Genomic DNA, 17,256 nt, shown 5'->3' on the forward strand with positions numbered 1-17,256 from the left:
GGTTATTTAACCAACCCTATCTGTAAAAGCCTTCATGATAGAAAGATCTTTGCGGTTATTGCGCATCGTCGTTTTCACCCTACACAGGGTTTGTTTCCCAAATGGAAATTTCACTACGACACAGTAACGAATTCATATACGTGCCCAAACGGTCAGCAGCTTACTTACAAAACAACGAATCGGGAAGGCTACAGACATTACGCATCGAATCCGGAGGTTTGTAAAAACTGTCCTTTTCTCTCCCAATGCACTCGTTCCCGGAACCATAAAAAGATCATCACACGACATGTGTGGGAAGCAAGTAAGGAATGGGTGCGCGAGAATCGTTTGAGTAAGTCAGGTAAATATCTGTACAAGAAGAGAAAAGAAACGATTGAGCGAAGCTTCGCGGATGCCAAACAGCTCCATGGGTTTCGCTATTGCCGTTTGCGGGGGTTGCAGAATGTGACTGAGCAAGCGTTGATGACGGCAGCCGTACAGAACATGAAAAAGATCGCTCTCCACCTGGATCGACAGGTCAAATGAGGAGAACGATCTTTTTATGCATTCCATTTATTACCTAATGCGATGAAGTTTCTTTACACAGAGGGACTTTTTCGACAATCTGGAGACCTCTTTCGAGGTCTAGAGTCTGTTGAAAAACCTGAAAACCGGAAATATTGCTTCGGTCCCCCGGTGGGGTATCCCCTTCCGGCCGCTGTTGTTCTCGGGAAACTTTGATTAAATTTGCTTTATAGCGGGAATTTCCCGAGAACAAAGGCGAACGCTTAAGAGTTTTCCAAAGGAAAACTTACATCGTAAGCAAAGGGGATACCCACCTCTTACCTTTTGCATTTTTCCGTAGGATAAGGTTTTCAACACCTTTGACCTCTTTCGAGGTCTCTTTTTACATAGTGTGAGTCGTATTTCCGTACAAATCACCTTTAGGATTCGGGCCGTACTGATTATCACCCGCTTGGCTGTCTTGACACATAAACACAATCAGGATAATGCTCCCGATGATCGGGATCAAACCAATCAGCAGCATCCACCCGCTTCTTCCCGTATCATGCAATCGACGTGCCCCAACCGCAAGAGACGGTACGAGTATTGCCAAAGCATAAAGCATCGATAATATGGAGAACAGACTTGTGATGTTGCTTAATAACGACAGGACAACAGAGATAATAACATTGAATAGAACGAACATCCAATACTCCTGCCGTCTTGCCCGCCCTTCAAATCCTGCGTAATTTTTGATTACTTTCATGTACCATTCCATTTGTACACGCACACCTCATTTTCATTTTGATAAATATTTCCTTTGGTTGACTTTATCGGCAAGAAAATGACATTAGTTAATAGGTATATGCATTTTTTTACATAAATGATATAAAATAAGTCCCCGCTCCTATGAAGAGGGGGACCTATTGCTCACAGCCTACTGCCTGGCAGGCCTAGTTTTTCTTGCTAAAATGAGACTTAAAGGCAATAGCAAAACTGCATATACCGCAAGCACGTACAGACAAAAGACAAAGGCTGCCATATAGCTCCTTGTGGTCGCCTGCCGGACCCCGTCCGCGAACAGCTTCTTGGCTTCAGGGGAGAAGGAGGCCAGATCGGTACAGCCAGCTGAAACGGAAGCACGGGTGCTTATGAATTCGGGATAGCAGACCCGGAACCGGGAAAGTGCCGCTTCGCTTTGTTCTGTAGACAGGGGTGCATAGACCGCCGTTTGCTGACGAAGCTGCGCCTCGGTCTGAGCGCCGGCCTTATCCGCATTGTGGCTGAGCGAATTTAACCATACGATCCCGATAAGAGCGATTCCGATGGCATAAGCCACTTGCATTCCTGTCGTCAAAATCCCGGAGGCAGAGCCAATATCCTGTCTGTTGACCTTGGAAAGCACGACATTCGTCAGCGGAGCGGCAATAAAGCCCTGGCCTAGTCCAAGGATGGTCAACGCCGGCAGCCATGCGGCGATATTCGGCGACAGCCCTGAGCCCTGCACCGTAAGCGCGAGGAACAGGTACCCTCCTGCTGTGAGTACTGAACCCAGGCTCAGAACATGCGGCCCTATCCGGGAGGCAACGCGCGAGGACAAGAGTGAGGCAAGGAAATACCCCATTCCCATGGGCAAAATGACAGCTCCGGCTTTGAGCGGGGAAAATCCCAGCCCGATTTGGAACAAATAAGCGGAGATTAAAAAGAAGCTGGCTTGGGAGGACATAAGCAAGAAGACGACAGCCATCCCGACGCTGAAGCCCCGCTGCTTGAACAAATTCACGTTCATGAACGGATCGCCGTTCCGGCGCAAAATGGCTTGCTGTACCCAGACGAACAAAGCCAGCACGGGAATCGATAGGAAGAGGCTAATGATGAGGATAACCGGCCAGCCCTCTTTTTGGCCCTGCACTAGCGGGTACACGAGCAGGAGTAAGCCGGCGGCGACTAACGAAGCGCCGAACCAATCCAGCTTCGATTGAACCTTTTCCTTGGAGTCGGCGATAAAAGGAATCATGCCCAACAGTGCGATGCCTATCGGTACGCTGAAGAAGAATACCATTCTCCATTCCAGATTCCAGGGGTTCCAATACAGCAGCAGCCCTCCGATCAACTGCCCCGTAGAGGCGGCAATGCCCTGCGCAGCTCCGTAAAGGCCGAATATCCTCCCTCTTTTCTCAGGCGCATATTGAGCTTGAATAAGCGATAAAATTTGCGGGGAGATCATGGCTGCACTCAGGCCCTGCACGACCCGGATCACGGCGAGCATCCCCACTCCGGTAGATAACCCGCACAGCAGGGAGCTGACCGTAAAGCCGGCGACGCCGGCAAGCAGCATATTTCTCCGTCCGAAGCGGTCGCCAAGTCTGCCGCCGATAATAAGCGCAATGGCATAGGACAGGGTGTAGGCGGAGATGACGAATTGAACGCCGAAGAAATCGGCATGGAGCCCCTGCTGTATCGAAGGGGTCGCCACATTGACAATAAAAATATTGGCTACCGCCATAAAAACAGATAGCAAAATGACCGCCAGCATGAGACGCGGACGCTGGAGGGCACGCACCTCCACCTGCTGACGATTTAGCGAGCCTTGTGCCGCCGCTTGAGACATAAATCTTTCTCCTCCTTTACGCACCCTGGGAACATTGACATAAGCAGGTATGCTCGATTACAATAAATGAGACAGAACTGTCTCATCCATTACTGATTCGTATCATACAGACAGATCTGTCTCATGTCAATATCGTTTTTTCTTACATTTGGAATTGGGTGATCATCTATGGAAAAGAAAGAAACGGCGAAGGAGCGCATTTTGCGCGTCGCTTCCGGGTTGTTTTATAAAGAGGGGGTTCGTGCCGTCGGCATCGACAGGATCATTGAAGAATCCGGGGTTGCCAAGGCGAGCTTTTACCGCAACTTCCCGACCAAAGACAGCCTTATCGTCGCGTATTTGGAGAAAAGGCATTGCAATAGATCAATATCCATTGAACAAGCCATTCAGCGCTTTCCCGACTCCCCGAAGGATCAGCTGTATGCCCTTCTGGATGAACTGGTCGAGCGGATGACTCATCCGGAATTTCGCGGATGTCCATTTATGAATGCGGTTGTCGAGTTTCCCGATCTGGAGCATCCGGGTCACCGGTCCGCCGTAGAGAACCGCCACCGGACATGGGATAAGGTGAAGGAAATCGCGATGAAAGGCGGCGTTAGCGATCCGGAAGAGCTGACTTCACAGCTCCGCATCATTAGCGATGGGGCCATGATGAGCGCCTATATCGATAAGACCTCCTTCCGGCCGGAACATTTCCTGAGTGCGGCCAAGCGGTTGATTGAGCATCATTTTTCAGGTTAAAAGCATCGCCCTTTATCAGACTGCGGCCTGATAGGGGGCGATGCTTCTTCTGGCGTCAGGCAAGAACCACGCCTGTCTCCAACCTGGCTTTTGGCCGCTATTTCACCATGCTATATACGGTGTCGGTCAAAGCGATCCGTGTCATCTTCTCTAGAGCATAATACTCTACTTCTCCCGATTGCTCGCAAAAGGCGATCACATACATATGGGAGGACTGGGAGTAGATTCGATACGGGTGTACAAGGACGGTATACTCATCTTCCCCGTCCTGATACGTAAGATGAAGCTTCAGGCTCCTTTTAATAGCCTCGTCGATACTATACTTCATGTTGGCCTGCTTCGCATCTGCATACAGGAGCGGAATCTCGCTCTCTTCAGGCTGATAAGGAACGAAGCGCTTGAGCGTCTGCACGACCCGGTCCAGTCCTTCGATATACCCCATGGACTGTGCCGCTTCCTCATACTTGTAGATTAAAAAGTTAAGAATCCGCACATCCGTCTCCGTCAAAAATACGGAAGGTAAAATATAAGCCGCATCCTCATATTCGTAGCCGCGATGCTTGGCATTATACGATATCGGTGCGTGGAGCGAGCTTTGCATGTATTCGATATCGCGTCCCGCCTGGCGAACGGATATTTCGAACTGCTCCGCCAAGTCCTTTGCATTCGGGTAACGCTTGGCGCGGATTCGTTCGTCGAACCACAGGATCCGATGCATATTGCTCATGGTACCGTCATCAACTCCATTTGCGGTCTTGTTATCCAGCTACCAGCCCGGAAGCGAGTGAGGGTCAAGAGGCTGTAAGACCGGTGTTCTATCGACCGTTTCCTGCAGTACCCGCTTCACATCGGATGCATGGCGCATCTTATCAAAGGTTTTATTATGATGGAAAGTCGGAATCATATTCAGCCATTGATAGGCGCTCTTTCGGCCATATTTCAGCTCCTCCAGGAATGGGATATATAATGGATCTGCCGCCTGCCCGCTTTGGATCGCCGTCGTTTTGGATACGGCCAGATTAATAACCGCCCATAGCTTATCGACCCCGCTACCCGGTAAAGCAAGCTTGCGCAGAAACGACCATGCCAGCTCCTTGTTGGCACATTGCGGCGAAATTCCATAACCGTAGACTTGAAAAACATTGGCTTTCGGCTGTATCTTGTTCGATGGAAAGCCGACGACGCCGAATTTGTCTTTTTGCACTTGTGACATCGGTTTGATTGCCCAGTTCGCATCCATATACATGGACATTTTGCCGTGAATGAAGCAATCTATCCAGGATTCGCGCCCCACGCCCAATCTTGGAGAAATTCCTTTATCGATCAGACTTAAATACTGTTCGAAGGCTTCTATTGTGGCCGGATGGTTTAAAAAGCCGTCCAATGTCCTGCCATCCGCGGACAGGAATGCCCCTCCGTTGTTCCAGACAACCGGTTCGATGTAGAACATATAGCCGAAGCTGGTGAATACGCCGTGACGCACAATATTTCCTTGCTCATCGGTCCGTGTCAGCTGTGCCGCGGTGGCCGTAAATTCGTCCCATGTCCATCCCTCCTGCGGATAAGGCAGGCCTGCCTCGTCAAAATGCTCCTTATTGTAGAAAACACCAATCGTTTCCGTCATCACCGGCAGAGCCCCTACCCTGCCCTGGTCTGTTATTGCATTGCGGATGCACGGATAATAATCATCAAGATCGACTTGGTCTCGTTCAATGAACTCGGACAAATCGGACAGCAAACCTCCCTCCAAACATTGCCCTATGTTCGCGTCTTCCCATTCCACAATATCGGGACCATTGCCGTTACGAAGCATCTCCATCAGCTTTTCCCTCATCCACGTCTTATCCGGAAGCATCTCCAGAACAACGCTGACATCCGGATGCTCCTTGCGAAACTGCTTCACTGCTTCTTGAATGACGGCCATTCGATGCTCGTCGTGTGTTGCGATACGGATTTGCATGGGGATATTCCCTCCTTGATTGGTTTGACTTACACCCTCAGTATAAAGGGAGTACCCTGACATATCGTGTCCGACTGTTTAGTCCGCTCAGGGAGATTTCTGTTTTATACCATACAAAAACATAACAATACCCAATATCAAAAAAATGACGACAAACGGGTTATCTGCAAAATCTATTTGAGGCGAGCTGAAGGAGCCATTCCCTGAATGGACAGCCAGCCCTCCGGATGATAAGCCAATGGCAATCCAAGAACCAAACCGTTCTACGGTGTAGAACAAGCCAGCTAGTATTATGAATAGGACACCTATGCCCTGATAAAATTTGCACATCTCGCTCTCTCCTTCCTCATAAAAACTTCAATAACCTCAACCCCCCACCATTTTACCATAATAATCCAATGGGTCTTAAGATATGTTCTTGCTTTACTTGCTGCCTCAATCTAAAATCGAAAAATAATTTAAAATATTCCTTTACAGGAATATTCCTTATCGGTTATATTATAAACATGAACTCGACAATAACGTTTTTGCAGTGCCTAATCGGCCGCACATTGCAGAACTCTTGTGTAATGCCCAGCGGGAGAAAACGGTTTAACAAAGTTGTTTGTGCCAGAAACAAAACAAAACTGGAGAGGAAGAAAAACGCATGAAAAAAACAGCTATCTTTTATTGGATTTTTACCGGGCTGCTCTCAGCCATCATGGTTTTCGGTTCTATACCGGACATTATGTCCGTACCCGACGCAGTTGCCCTGTTCCAGCATCTAGGTTACCCAGCCTACCTCCTGCCTTTCATTGGAACTGCAAAACTATTAGGGGTTATAGCCCTGCTGACGCCCGGTTTTCCACGGCTAAAGGAATGGGCTTACGCCGGGTTTGTTATTGATTTATCCGGAGCCATGTATTCCAGCATATCGGTTGGCGACCCGCCCAGCGGATGGTTGCTCTTTATAATCGGATACATTTTGATTGCCGGTTCCTATGTTTTCCATCACAAAAGAGCAAGATCGGCGGCAAGGCATTCGGGGCTGTCAGCAAAGCCTTCTCTATAAAATGAATTCAAGTATCTACTGAGAACAGATCACACTATAATGTAAAAAAACCGGTACACCATTTGGCGTACCGGTTTTGCGTCAATCGAACAGCTCTTTTACAGATTCATCTTATTGCGGCGAAGGCATCAAACTTCGCACATCATTCATCGGGATGACTAGATGGATATTATTCATCGTCTTCAGCGAGCCGGAAATAATCCCGGCTAACCGCCCGTACTTGTCTATGATCGGTCCGCCCGACATGCCGCTCACGATCTGGGCCGAGGTCAAGATACGCCCCCGCCCGTTGATCTCTGCATTCGGAGAGTTCACAATGCCCTCGGTTATGATCGGAGTGTCTTTCAACGGATAACCGATGGCAAATACTTGTTCTCCATGCTTTACTGCCGTTTCTCTAAATGGGAGCGCAGGATATTCGGTAATCCCCTGCGGGCCCTCATGGAGAGCAGGCAGCTTCAGCAGCGCCGCATCCGTCTGCTCGTCGCAGTTCAGCACCTCGATTGGAGAAACCGTACGTCCGTTGTTAAACACTCCTTCCAGCTGCACCGCTTCGGAAAGAACGTGGCACGCCGTCGCTGCCATTCCATCGGGTGAAACCACCACCCCGGTTCCGGTGGCTTTTAACGCCCCCTCGCCGTTCAGAGCCCGGATGTAGAACACGGCGCTTTCTGACCGTTCATAAACATCCTCGGCATTATATACAGCCGCCTCATCTGCATTCGCTTTGGCAAAAAAAACGACACCGCTCAGCAGCAAGAGGAATATGCCTAACCCTGCAGCCAATACTTTTTTTCTCATCTGCATTGCCGCCTTTCTAAATCTGAAGCTTATTTCATAGCTGCCATAATATCTTGATAAGCCCAGTGAGATGACGGAAGATCACTGAATTTTGCAGGCAAATCCTGCTTCTCCTTGCCAATGATACGGTTGATCAGGACAACGGCCTGAGCTCTTGTAATCTCGCTGTCAGGTTTGAAGGTGCCGTCCGGGAAGCCGTCAACGTAGCCTGCTTTTGTAAAGGAATTGATATATTTCTCCGCCCAATGGCCGGATACGTCGTATAAGGCAGCCTCTCCCGCATCGCTAATTTGGAGCTTCAGCACTCTGGACATGATGACGACAAATTCGGCTCTTGTGAGCCCTTTATCACCGCCATACGTATTGTCCGGGTACCCGTCAATGATGCCTGCGGATGTAAAGAACGCAATTTGATTCTCCTTGCTGGTATCGACGTCCTTCAGCAGATTACCGACACTTACATCCTCCTTATTCAGCAAAGGAGCAAGCATGTCCGTGATTTCGTATCGGCTGAGCGATTTTTCCGGTCTGAACTCGTTGTTCTCATAGCCGGAAATGTACTTCATTTGTCCAGCATCGCTCTTTAAATCGAACTTCGCATTTTCCACCTCGTAGCGGATCGTGACTACTTGATCGTTTTGATCCGTTATCATCTTGATCGTCATACTCCGGGTAAGAATCAGCTCTCCTGTATAGCGCAGGCTGTTCTTGGTCGGAGTGCTTCCGTCGGTCGTATAATAAATGATTTGACCGTCTGGCGCCGATAGCGTCAATTTGCTGTTTCTTGCAACGGTCACGGATGCATTGTCATCCGCCTTAACCGCTTTGGAGCCAATATACGCTGTAACAGCCGGCTCAGCTACCGTAGGAGGAAACCAGATACCGCCTCCTCCGCCTCCCCTAGGTTTATCTGGCTCTAACTTCGTCCAGGCTCCCGACAGCACTTCGCTGCTTTCCTTTTCCTCTGCGATGGTGATGGCCTTGATCGTTGTCGTCTTGGTCAATACGATTGGATCTGTGTAGATCATGGACCATTTGTCCGGTTGACTGCCGTCCAAGGTGTAATAAATGACCCCGTTAGCTTCATCGGTAGCCAGCTTAACGGATACTTGGCTCGTGAAAGTCGTATTTCCCGAGACCACTTTCGGCTTCAGAGCCGTTTCTGCAAATGCAGGAGCAGGCACATTAACAGTTAATGCTCTTGTATCGCCATTGACTGCAGCTGTCAAAACGGCACTTCCCGATGTTACCATAGAGCCTTTCGCTGAACCTGAAGTTAGGTTAAGCGCAATAGCCTTCGAATCTGCCGTCCACACCACTTCATTATCGCGAGACAGCTCAAATTCGGATTTGATGCTGGATAGGGTATCTTTATCACCCAAAATCAAGGCTGCAGCGCTCAGCTTGGATGCCGCGGTTCCATTGAACGCAGCGAGCTGTGGATAAAATCCTGGAGCCGCCTTCCATACGGCTGCATCCAGACTAATCGGGAGCGTTCCTTTGACCATATTCTTGGCAAGCAGGCCAACAGCTTCTCCTGCCGCTCCTTCGGACCGTTTTCCCGCCGCCGTATAATAAGCTGTGCTCGTTTTGAGCATTTGCTTGTTAAAGGCGGTATTTTTGATTACGGCCCCATCGTTCTTCCGACCCGCTATACCGCCGAAATACGCGGAGCCAGGCACCATTTTACCGTTTACGGCTGCAGAAGCTTCGCCATAATTCATCGAATCGCTTATCGCACCTTCCGCTGCGTAACCGGCGATACCCCCAGCCCATGCTTTTGTCGTGCCCATAGCTTGGATACGACCTGAATTGTACGTGTTAGCTATCGCTCCGCGATTCAGCCCCGCAATACCTCCGGCCGTCGCTTGATCTGATGTAATCAAAAGATCTGCAAACGAGAACGACTCGCTGATCTCTCCGGCTTTTCCATTCTCTCCCGCAATTCCGCCTGCCATCACAGTCTGGCCTTCCTGGAGGGTACGGAGAGTACCTCTTGCATAAGCTTTGCTGATTTTACCGTCATTCGTACCTGCAATACCGCCCATAACACTGCCTGCAGCGTTAATGATGCCGTCGACAGACACTTTGCTGATGGTACCAGAGTTCTTGCCGGATACGCCGCCCGTGTTATTAGCTCCTTCAAGTGTCAGAGACGTAATGCTGACTTCCGACAAAGTCCCTCCATTGGTCCCTGCCGCGCCGCCCGTCAAGTCAGTGCCATTTACTTTTACAGCTTGAATGCTGATATTCGTAAGCCCGCCTTGGTTCTCACCTGCAATTCCACCCGTATTCAGAGAGCCTTTTACGGACAAATCACCAGCATTTACTTTCGAAATCGAGTTCTCATTTTTTCCTGCTGCGCCGCCTGTGTAATCTGTACCGGTTACGCTCAAGGCTTGAATCGTTACATTCGTAATCTCACCTTGGTTAAGTCCCGCTGCTCCTCCGGTATACTCCGTACCTTTCACCGACCCGCCTACTGTAATTCCGCTCAGGACCGCTCCCGCGTGATTGATTCCTGCTGCGATACCTGTGTTCGTTCCACCAGTGAGGTTAGCGTCGTTAAAGACGATGTTGCTGATTTTACCGTTGTTTTCTGCGACAAATCCATAAGCAGGCGCGCCTTCAGCCGTACCTTGGAGTCCTTTGATCGACTTGCCCTTACCATCGAATTCCCCGTTAAACACGGCAAAAGGAGTCCATGAAGTGCCTTCCATCAAAATATCTGCACCGAGCGAAAGCCTGTTCAAGCTCGGCTTGGCATCGGCTGTCCGGTTAAACAACCGGTAAAAGCTCAGATCTGAATCATTGTACAGCGCTACTACGCCATGAAGTTGTTTTGCGTTTTGAATCACAACTTCCCCGGCATCGTACAAGCTCAGGTAGGAAGCATCCGCTTCGAAATTCCAATTTCCGAAGCCGTAAGAGCCCGTTTGGTCTCCCTCCGCTTTGGAAGCTTCTACGGATCCCAAGCTGCGGCCGACCGCAGCCATAGAGCCGAGATAGGTGGAGGAGGATACCTTACCGTCTCTAAAGTTATAGCCGATGAGTGCACCGCTGAACGCATTGGCGCCCGTTACATTCATCTTAATGTCTGTACTGCCGGCAAAAGCCTGTTGAACTAGGCCGTCGTTATACCCTGCAAAGCCTCCGGTATACGATCGGGTGGCATGGTTAACCCCGTTAGTCGTCACATGGTCCTGCGCCGCATAGGCGTTCTTCACGGTTGCATACCGTTCAATGACACCCGCAAAGCCTCCGGTTCTCGTATCGAAGCCTGTATTTACTACATTCCCGGTCGCATAGGCATCATTAATCTCATAACGGTCTGCCGAACCTGCAAAACCGCCTGCATAAGCGCCCGTTATACCCTGGACATCAACGCTGCCTTTGGCATAAGCCCGGTGAATGGCCCCTGCGCCTGCCGGATCTGCGTCGCCCAACAAGCCTGCAAAGCCGCCTGCATAAATGGTATTATCCTGATTGTCGCATACGACCTGCACAGGAATATTGGCAAAAGAATCCGCGAACAACGCGTTGTCCGCCATTCCTGCAAAGCCGCCGACATGTGCGGCTGGTATCATGCCTGATTTCGTAACGGCACTGCCAACGCTAATCTTCTCTCCCGCAACAGCTGCAGCGTTCGAATAATGAATTTCTCCTCCTGCCGCAAGACCTACGAATCCGCCGACATGATAGACGCGGCTGGCATCAGCAGCAATGCTGCTATGGGCCGTTGTGCTTACCATAATACCGCTGCTGAAGCCTGCGATCCCGCCGACGATAGAGGTTTTCCCTCCGTTGACGGTAATCCCTGCAGCAGATAAGGAATGATAAATGGAAGACGCTCTATTGCTGCCGGCAATACCGCCGACGTATAGATCCGCTCCATTATCGGCACTTACGGCTTTCACGGTTTTGGATGACACCGATGCATTATAAACACCGTGATACATTGGAGCAAGCTTGCCAAAATCAAAGCTTTTGTTACTATCGTTCGACGATAGAAGTCCAACAACGCCGCCAACGAAGGTTTCACCTGTCTTGGAAGCTGACTCGATGTCCGACTTCACATCAACCATATAAAGAATGGATTGTTCGGCTTGCCCTGCGGCGCCGCCGACGGTCACCCGATCACCGGCAGCTTGGAGCGAACCGGTTACTGATGCCTGACGCACAGCGGAGTTGACGAGCTTTCCTGCAATACCGCCGACGATGGCTTGCTCACTTGCTTCCAAGCTGGACAGTGTCACACCATCTGCTTTTACTTGATCCATATCAAAGGAATTGCTGCCCTTTCCTTCCTTCACACCTACGATACCGCCGACAATGCCATTCCCCAGCATATGTTGGCCGGCGTTGGCAGCAGCAATCGCCACATGATTCATCGGATTATCCGCGCCGGATTGTCCAACGACTCCTCCCAGAGTCGATCCCGCTCCGAGTGCTTGCAAGGTACCGTCTGTAAAGGCGAGACTAATGTTCTCGAGCTTGCCTGAAACCTGCTGCCCGATCAGTCCTCCCACAATGCTGCTTGGACCCGCAGCTGAAATTCGGTAATTAGCCGCAATATTCATGTTGATTCCGGTGATATCCCCGGCTTGTCTACCTATCAGCCCGCCGATGGTAGCCTGATTTGCCGAGCTTCCGATACTTCCGTCTGCCGATTGGAATGTAAACAGGCCTGGATTCATGGCAAACGCATTGTCGCCAATAAGTCCTCCCGCAACGGCATTGGCACCAGTGCCCTCGATCCGGCTTCCGCCTTCAATTTTAATGTCCACCTTGTTAATCGTACCGGTGTTTTTTCCCAATAGGCTGCCAACCGTACCGCCGCTAATCTTGGCCCCGCCTACCAGCTTAATGTCTATACCCGATACGGCGCCTTTATTGAATCCGGCAAGCACGCCTGTATATTGCTGCCCGGCTATGGACAAAGGTTCCAGCTTGATGCTTTCCACTTTAGCCTTCTGCCCGATCACTCCGAATAGTCCGGAATAAGCGGTTGTCGACGTTAACGTCAGACCGTCAATCAATTGGTTATTTCCGTTAAAGCTACCTTGAAACGCACTGTCCTCATTAAGACCGATCGGAATCCACTGTTTGGATTGAATGTGGATCGGGTTCATAACTTTAATCGTTCTGCCTTCAAAAGAGAATTTCGGAACGCCAGGGATCGTGCCGTTCACTATAGCCGCGAGTCCGGCAAGCTCTGCCTCGCTTTTCAGCGTGAAGGTAATCGCTCCTGGATCACGAACATACCAGTTGATATTGGCATTGACGTCACCGCCGCCGCCCGTCTCTCCTCCGCCATTGGCAACACGGATTAGCTCCGGATATTTATACTCGGCATCCACCGAGCCGTATCTCCAGGTTGAATTGAAATCCCAGCCGGACAATCCCGGGAAGTAGCTTCTGTCCTTCAGCGTGGCAGACAAGATCGTGCTCAAACGGGCATGAGCATTCAGCCAGAGGAAGCTGCCGTCTGCAAAATCCGGCAAATCCCCATTAATGTCGTTGTCTATATCCTTCACATAATAAGCCTTGTACAGCAATTCTTTATTGGTATTGTCATAGCGTCCGGCAAAGCCGCCCGCATACGAGCCATCCACTGCCGTTACTTTGCCTGCAGAATAGGCGGTCGTTACGGTTCCGTTCGTAATTCTGCCGAGAAGACCTCCGGCATAAGAGTGGTCGGCACTTGCAGTAACCTCTTTGGCCGCATAGGCATTCGTCATGCTGCCCGCAACATGATCACCTACCAAGCCTCCGACAATGGAGTAGCTGCCTTTTGCCGTAACCGTGGAAACAGAGTAGGATTTGTCCACAGTTCCGCTGTTACGGCCTATCAGTCCTCCCAAATAGACAGGACTGCCTTCCGTACCATGTGCATTGCCCGTGATAGCGATGTCCACATAAGAGGCCAGCACTTGACCCAGGTTCTCGCCCACCAAGCCGCCGGCAAGCGTGTTCTCGCCTTCGATCGTCATGTTCGCATTAGAGTAAGTGTAATATAAGGTTCCCGTTTCCGTATTCCGTCCGGCTAAACCGCCGACAATACTTGAATTCCCTTCGGAAGTAACGGAAATTTTATCGGAAATGCTGTTATTGGCAATCAGGCTCCGGTTCTCACCGACCATACCGCCGATTAGTGAACCTTCTGCATTTACCAATAAGGTACCCACGGCCCGGCTGTTCTGAAGGGTACTGACCGCTTTGCCCGGATCGGCAGTCGGGTCTCCCGCACGCCGGTCGTTGATCCCAACGATACCGCCTACTGTGGAGGAAACCGCAGTCGGTGTCACCTTCAAGCTGAGTGCAGACGTATTATTATTGATAAGAATAGAGGTCGTTTCCGTCCCTAGATTATAGCCGACCATACCGCCGACTACCGAACCAGGTCCATTTACAACCAAATTAACGGAGCCCGATGCGAATTTTTCCATTCGGGTTTGGCTGCTATATCCCGCGATACCGCCAATATGGGGTGACTCAGCAGCAGCCGTGCTGATGATAAACAGATTGTTTGCATTGATTTTGACTTCGTCACCAATGATCTTGCTGTTTTCGATGCGACCTGCGATACCTCCGGCCTTGGCATTGATGCCCGCGACAGATAATGTAGCGTAATCAGGAAGCTCCGCATCTACCGAGAAATCCTTGATTTCCGTATTTTTGACATATCCGGCAATACCGCCAAGAACGTTGTTGGCTCCCGACGATTGGATCAGTGCCTCTTCTCCGGCTTGTACCGAGACGCTGTTAATGCTTGCTGGCGATGTACTTCCGTCCGGTGCTTCGGATCGTCCAACGATACCGCCGATTTCTCCTGCTTCACCACTATTCTCAAGATGATGCTTCTGGGCCTGCACATTGGCAATCGCGCCGAGGTTTTTACCGGCAATACCCCCGATTTGGTTCGCCGAACCCGCTGCAATCACATGAACATTAGTGGCCAAGCTCTTAGGCGTTGTCTTGTCGTTTTCCCCAAATAGTCCACCGAGCTCAAGCGCATTTCCTTGGGAGGTCATAGTGATATCTTTACCCTCTATGACCAAGCTGTTGTCGGTCCCATTCCCTATTACCGTGTCCTGAACACCGGCAGCACCACCCACCTTATTCTCGGAACCCGATACTTGAACGGATAGTCCCTCAATAAAAACAAAAGTTTGCGGCGCACGGTTTACACCGATAGCTCCACCTATATTACTTTGATCCACGTTGATTTGAATGTCCACTTGCTTGACCTTTACGGGAGCCCCTGCCGCTCCAATTTGAGCTTCAGGCGTCAGCGTACCCGCCATGGCACCCAAGCTGTAGCCGGTTCTTCCCGCTTCATTCAGCAGGGCGATCCGGGTTACTAAAGTGTCTGCACCCGAAATAGTGAGAGGTCCTTCATTGCGGCCAATGATCCCCCCCGCTGTCAATCGGTCGATGCCGTTGGCAGCAGCAAGCTTCACACTATCGCTGCCGGATGCGTCAGCATCCCCAACGACCACTTTGCCGCTAATGGCTCCTTGCGCGGTGCCGGCAATTCCCCCGGCAAAGCCGTCTGCCGTTTGAACAATTGCTGTCAAATACTTGATGGCTGCTGTATCGACAGTACCTTTCAAGTAGCCCGCTACACCCCCGATGAAGCCGTCGGAAGTGATCGCTGCTTGACTCTCCTTCGTGTTTCCTGCATTGACGTTGGAAACCGTCCCTCCATCCACATATCCGGCAATACCGCCGGTATACGTGCTAGCGCCGCCGCCTGTGGATACGATCGTACCACCCTTGTAGGTTTGGACTCCGTTAACCACAGCCGCAGGGGTTCTGGTAAAGGTAGCATTGCTGATGCTTGCATTGCCGCCTGCCATATAGCCGACGATACCGCCCGTACTAACTGTACTTTCAGGAGCGGAAGATGCAGCCGTGACGGTAATATCATTGGCAAACATTACGTTTGCTATCGTTTTATCCGGGCTATCGGCCGGAAGAAGACCAATGTATCCTCCCGTATAGAGCTTTGTCTTACCATCAACCTTGATGTCTCCCTTACTCGTGACATTGCTGATCGTATTCCCTGTTCTCGAATAGGCCCGGTTGGAAATAACACCTCCGGTATAAACGCCGGTTCCGCCGCTTACCGTAATCGTTCCGCTGTTTTCATAAGCCGATGGAGCTGTACTTTCGAATAAAACCCGATTCTCAGCATAACCGATCAATCCGCCGGTATAGGCTTCATCCGGTTTATCCGCTAGAGCTCCGCCTGTTACGCGGATCGCTCCGGTATTTTTGGCATTTCCTTTAAAGCTGAAATCCCCTGTTGCATAACCGATCAATCCGCCGGTATACACATGATCTTTACCGGATGCCGTCACGTTAACGCTATTCACATAGCTTTTTTCCCAGGAAAGAGCACCTTCGATATAACCGGCAGCCCCCCCTGTGTACACGTTGCTTCCGCCGTTGTTAGTTACAACGCCCGTATTGTTAAACACAATATCTGTACTCGCGGTGCCCAATGCTCCCGCCAATCCGCCTGCGTAGGATCCGCCTGCAGAAGAAGCGTTAATGTTGACGGAGCCGCTATTGGAAGTATTGGCAGAAAACTTCGCCAGCCCGTTAGCCTTGCCCACGATACCGCCGGCATAATTTTTCAAACCGCCGGATACGGTAACCGTACCGGAGTTCGAGATGATCGTATTGTCCGTATCCATCACAATGGAGATCGGCGATTGTCCGATTATTCCCCCGGCGTACACATCCTGACTGGTCTTGCTTGTCGCGTTCAGCGCGCCTGTATTCCACGTTTTAACCATATTTCCGTACACGCTGCCTGTAACCCCACCGGCATAAACGTTGCCACCGAGAGCAGTTACTGCACCATTATTTTTCAAGTTGGATAACGTCCCTCCCCCTTGACCAACGATTCCTCCCACGTAAGTGTCGCGGGTCTTCGAATCGACTGTAATGGGCATATCATTAGTGATGTCGTACAAAATGCTGCTGTTCACCATCTTACCGACGGCTGCACCCACATAGACATCTTGAGTCACTGAGGTCATGGTAATACTGCCGGTTCCCGTAAACTTAAAGCCGCCTACGGTAGCTCCATCCATGTACCCAATGAAGCCACCGTACATGGTATTGTCGCTTACGGTCATGCCCCTAATTTCTTTAGTCACTCCGCCTGCGGCAATCAGCGTGCCCTTGAAGGGTCTGGCATCCGTTCCGATAGGTACCCATTGGAGCCCGGACAGGTCCAGATCCTGGCTAATCTCTAAAATTCTCCCGCTGAACCCGTTGACAGCTACCCCATTCCGGTTGGTCCCATCGTTAACAAGCTTGGCAACCCCTGCCAGCTTAGCCGACGTATCAATCGTATAGGTTCTGTATTCTGTTGCGTTGTCAAACCAGCTCGTATCCGCGTTACTGCCATCCGTCCAATGGCTTGCGCCTGCATTGGCACGGAATGTCATAAAGCCAGCTATTAACGCTAAAACTACTATAGCAAATCCAATCGCATAGATGGATTTTTGCTTCAATGCCATCTTTACACCGCCTTAGTTAGGTAAAAATCCGAAGAGCTACCGGCGAAAGTCATTTTGACTTAAGCCGGTA

General features: G+C 50.5%; 9 protein-coding genes. 3 read left to right on the forward strand and 6 right to left on the reverse strand.

Annotated elements, in window-relative coordinates; genetic code table 11:
* The coding region (locus tag ABEA66_RS10320; protein ID WP_345587484.1) for a transposase at positions 1-525 on the forward strand (525 nt) is incomplete at its 5' end.
* A 361-nt stretch (positions 526-886) separates the two neighbouring features.
* Here ABEA66_RS10320 and ABEA66_RS10325 read toward each other — a convergent pair.
* Both ABEA66_RS10325 and ABEA66_RS10330 read right to left on the reverse strand, forming a co-directional pair.
* Complete coding sequence (locus ABEA66_RS10325; protein WP_079912365.1) at positions 887-1,261, reverse strand: DUF805 domain-containing protein; 375 nt, start codon at positions 1,259-1,261, stop codon at positions 887-889.
* 159 nt (positions 1,262-1,420) lie between these two features.
* On the reverse strand, positions 1,421-3,094 hold the full coding sequence (locus tag ABEA66_RS10330; protein ID WP_345587485.1) for an MFS transporter: 1,674 nt from the start codon (positions 3,092-3,094) through the stop codon (positions 1,421-1,423).
* A gap of 168 nt (positions 3,095-3,262) precedes the next feature.
* Here ABEA66_RS10330 and ABEA66_RS10335 point away from each other — a divergent pair, with 168 nt between their 5' ends.
* Entirely contained in the window at positions 3,263-3,835 is a 573-nt protein-coding gene (locus ABEA66_RS10335) for a TetR/AcrR family transcriptional regulator (protein ID WP_345587486.1), read from the forward strand.
* Between the two features lie 97 nt (positions 3,836-3,932).
* On the opposite strand, the gene ABEA66_RS10340 is transcribed toward ABEA66_RS10335, so the two are convergent.
* The gene (locus ABEA66_RS10340; protein WP_345587487.1) at positions 3,933-4,562 is read right to left on the reverse strand and encodes a helix-turn-helix transcriptional regulator; all 630 of its coding nucleotides are present in this window, start codon (positions 4,560-4,562) and stop codon (positions 3,933-3,935) included.
* 39 nt (positions 4,563-4,601) lie between these two features.
* A complete protein-coding gene (locus tag ABEA66_RS10345; protein ID WP_345587488.1) occupies positions 4,602-5,795 on the reverse strand; it encodes an ABC transporter substrate-binding protein in 1,194 nt (397 codons plus the stop codon).
* Between the two features lie 646 nt (positions 5,796-6,441).
* On the opposite strand from ABEA66_RS10345, the gene ABEA66_RS10350 reads away from it, so the two are divergent.
* Complete coding sequence (locus tag ABEA66_RS10350; RefSeq protein ID WP_345587489.1) at positions 6,442-6,846, forward strand: DoxX family protein; 405 nt, start codon at positions 6,442-6,444, stop codon at positions 6,844-6,846.
* A 111-nt stretch (positions 6,847-6,957) separates the two neighbouring features.
* On the opposite strand, the gene ABEA66_RS10355 is transcribed toward ABEA66_RS10350, so the two are convergent.
* Together ABEA66_RS10355 and ABEA66_RS10360 are read right to left on the reverse strand one after the other, a co-directional pair.
* Positions 6,958-7,647 (reverse strand): S1 family peptidase, encoded by a 690-nt coding sequence (locus ABEA66_RS10355; protein WP_345587490.1) that lies wholly within the window; start codon positions 7,645-7,647, stop codon positions 6,958-6,960.
* 29 nt (positions 7,648-7,676) lie between these two features.
* Positions 7,677-17,186 (reverse strand): chitobiase/beta-hexosaminidase C-terminal domain-containing protein, encoded by a 9,510-nt coding sequence (locus ABEA66_RS10360; RefSeq protein ID WP_345587491.1) that lies wholly within the window; start codon positions 17,184-17,186, stop codon positions 7,677-7,679.
* Positions 17,187-17,256 lie beyond the last annotated feature (70 nt).

It is taken from the genome of Paenibacillus vulneris, assembly GCF_039543185.1.
Taxonomy (GTDB): Bacteria; Bacillota; Bacilli; order Paenibacillales; family NBRC-103111; genus Paenibacillus_S; species Paenibacillus_S vulneris.

Bases quoted from the DNA above. Each gene is read 5' to 3' on its own strand.
- ABEA66_RS10325 (WP_079912365.1), bottom strand. From the start codon at position 1,261: ATGGAATGGTACATGAAAGTAATCAAAAATTACGCAGGATTTGAAGGG.
- ABEA66_RS10350 (WP_345587489.1), top strand. From the start codon at position 6,442: ATGAAAAAAACAGCTATCTTTTATTGGATTTTTACCGGGCTGCTCTCA.
- ABEA66_RS10330 (WP_345587485.1), bottom strand. From the start codon at position 3,094: ATGTCTCAAGCGGCGGCACAAGGCTCGCTAAATCGTCAGCAGGTGGAG.
- ABEA66_RS10355 (WP_345587490.1), bottom strand. From the start codon at position 7,647: ATGAGAAAAAAAGTATTGGCTGCAGGGTTAGGCATATTCCTCTTGCTG.
- ABEA66_RS10335 (WP_345587486.1), top strand. From the start codon at position 3,263: ATGGAAAAGAAAGAAACGGCGAAGGAGCGCATTTTGCGCGTCGCTTCC.
- ABEA66_RS10340 (WP_345587487.1), bottom strand. From the start codon at position 4,562: ATGAGCAATATGCATCGGATCCTGTGGTTCGACGAACGAATCCGCGCC.
- ABEA66_RS10345 (WP_345587488.1), bottom strand. From the start codon at position 5,795: ATGCAAATCCGTATCGCAACACACGACGAGCATCGAATGGCCGTCATT.
- ABEA66_RS10360 (WP_345587491.1), bottom strand. From the start codon at position 17,186: ATGGCATTGAAGCAAAAATCCATCTATGCGATTGGATTTGCTATAGTA.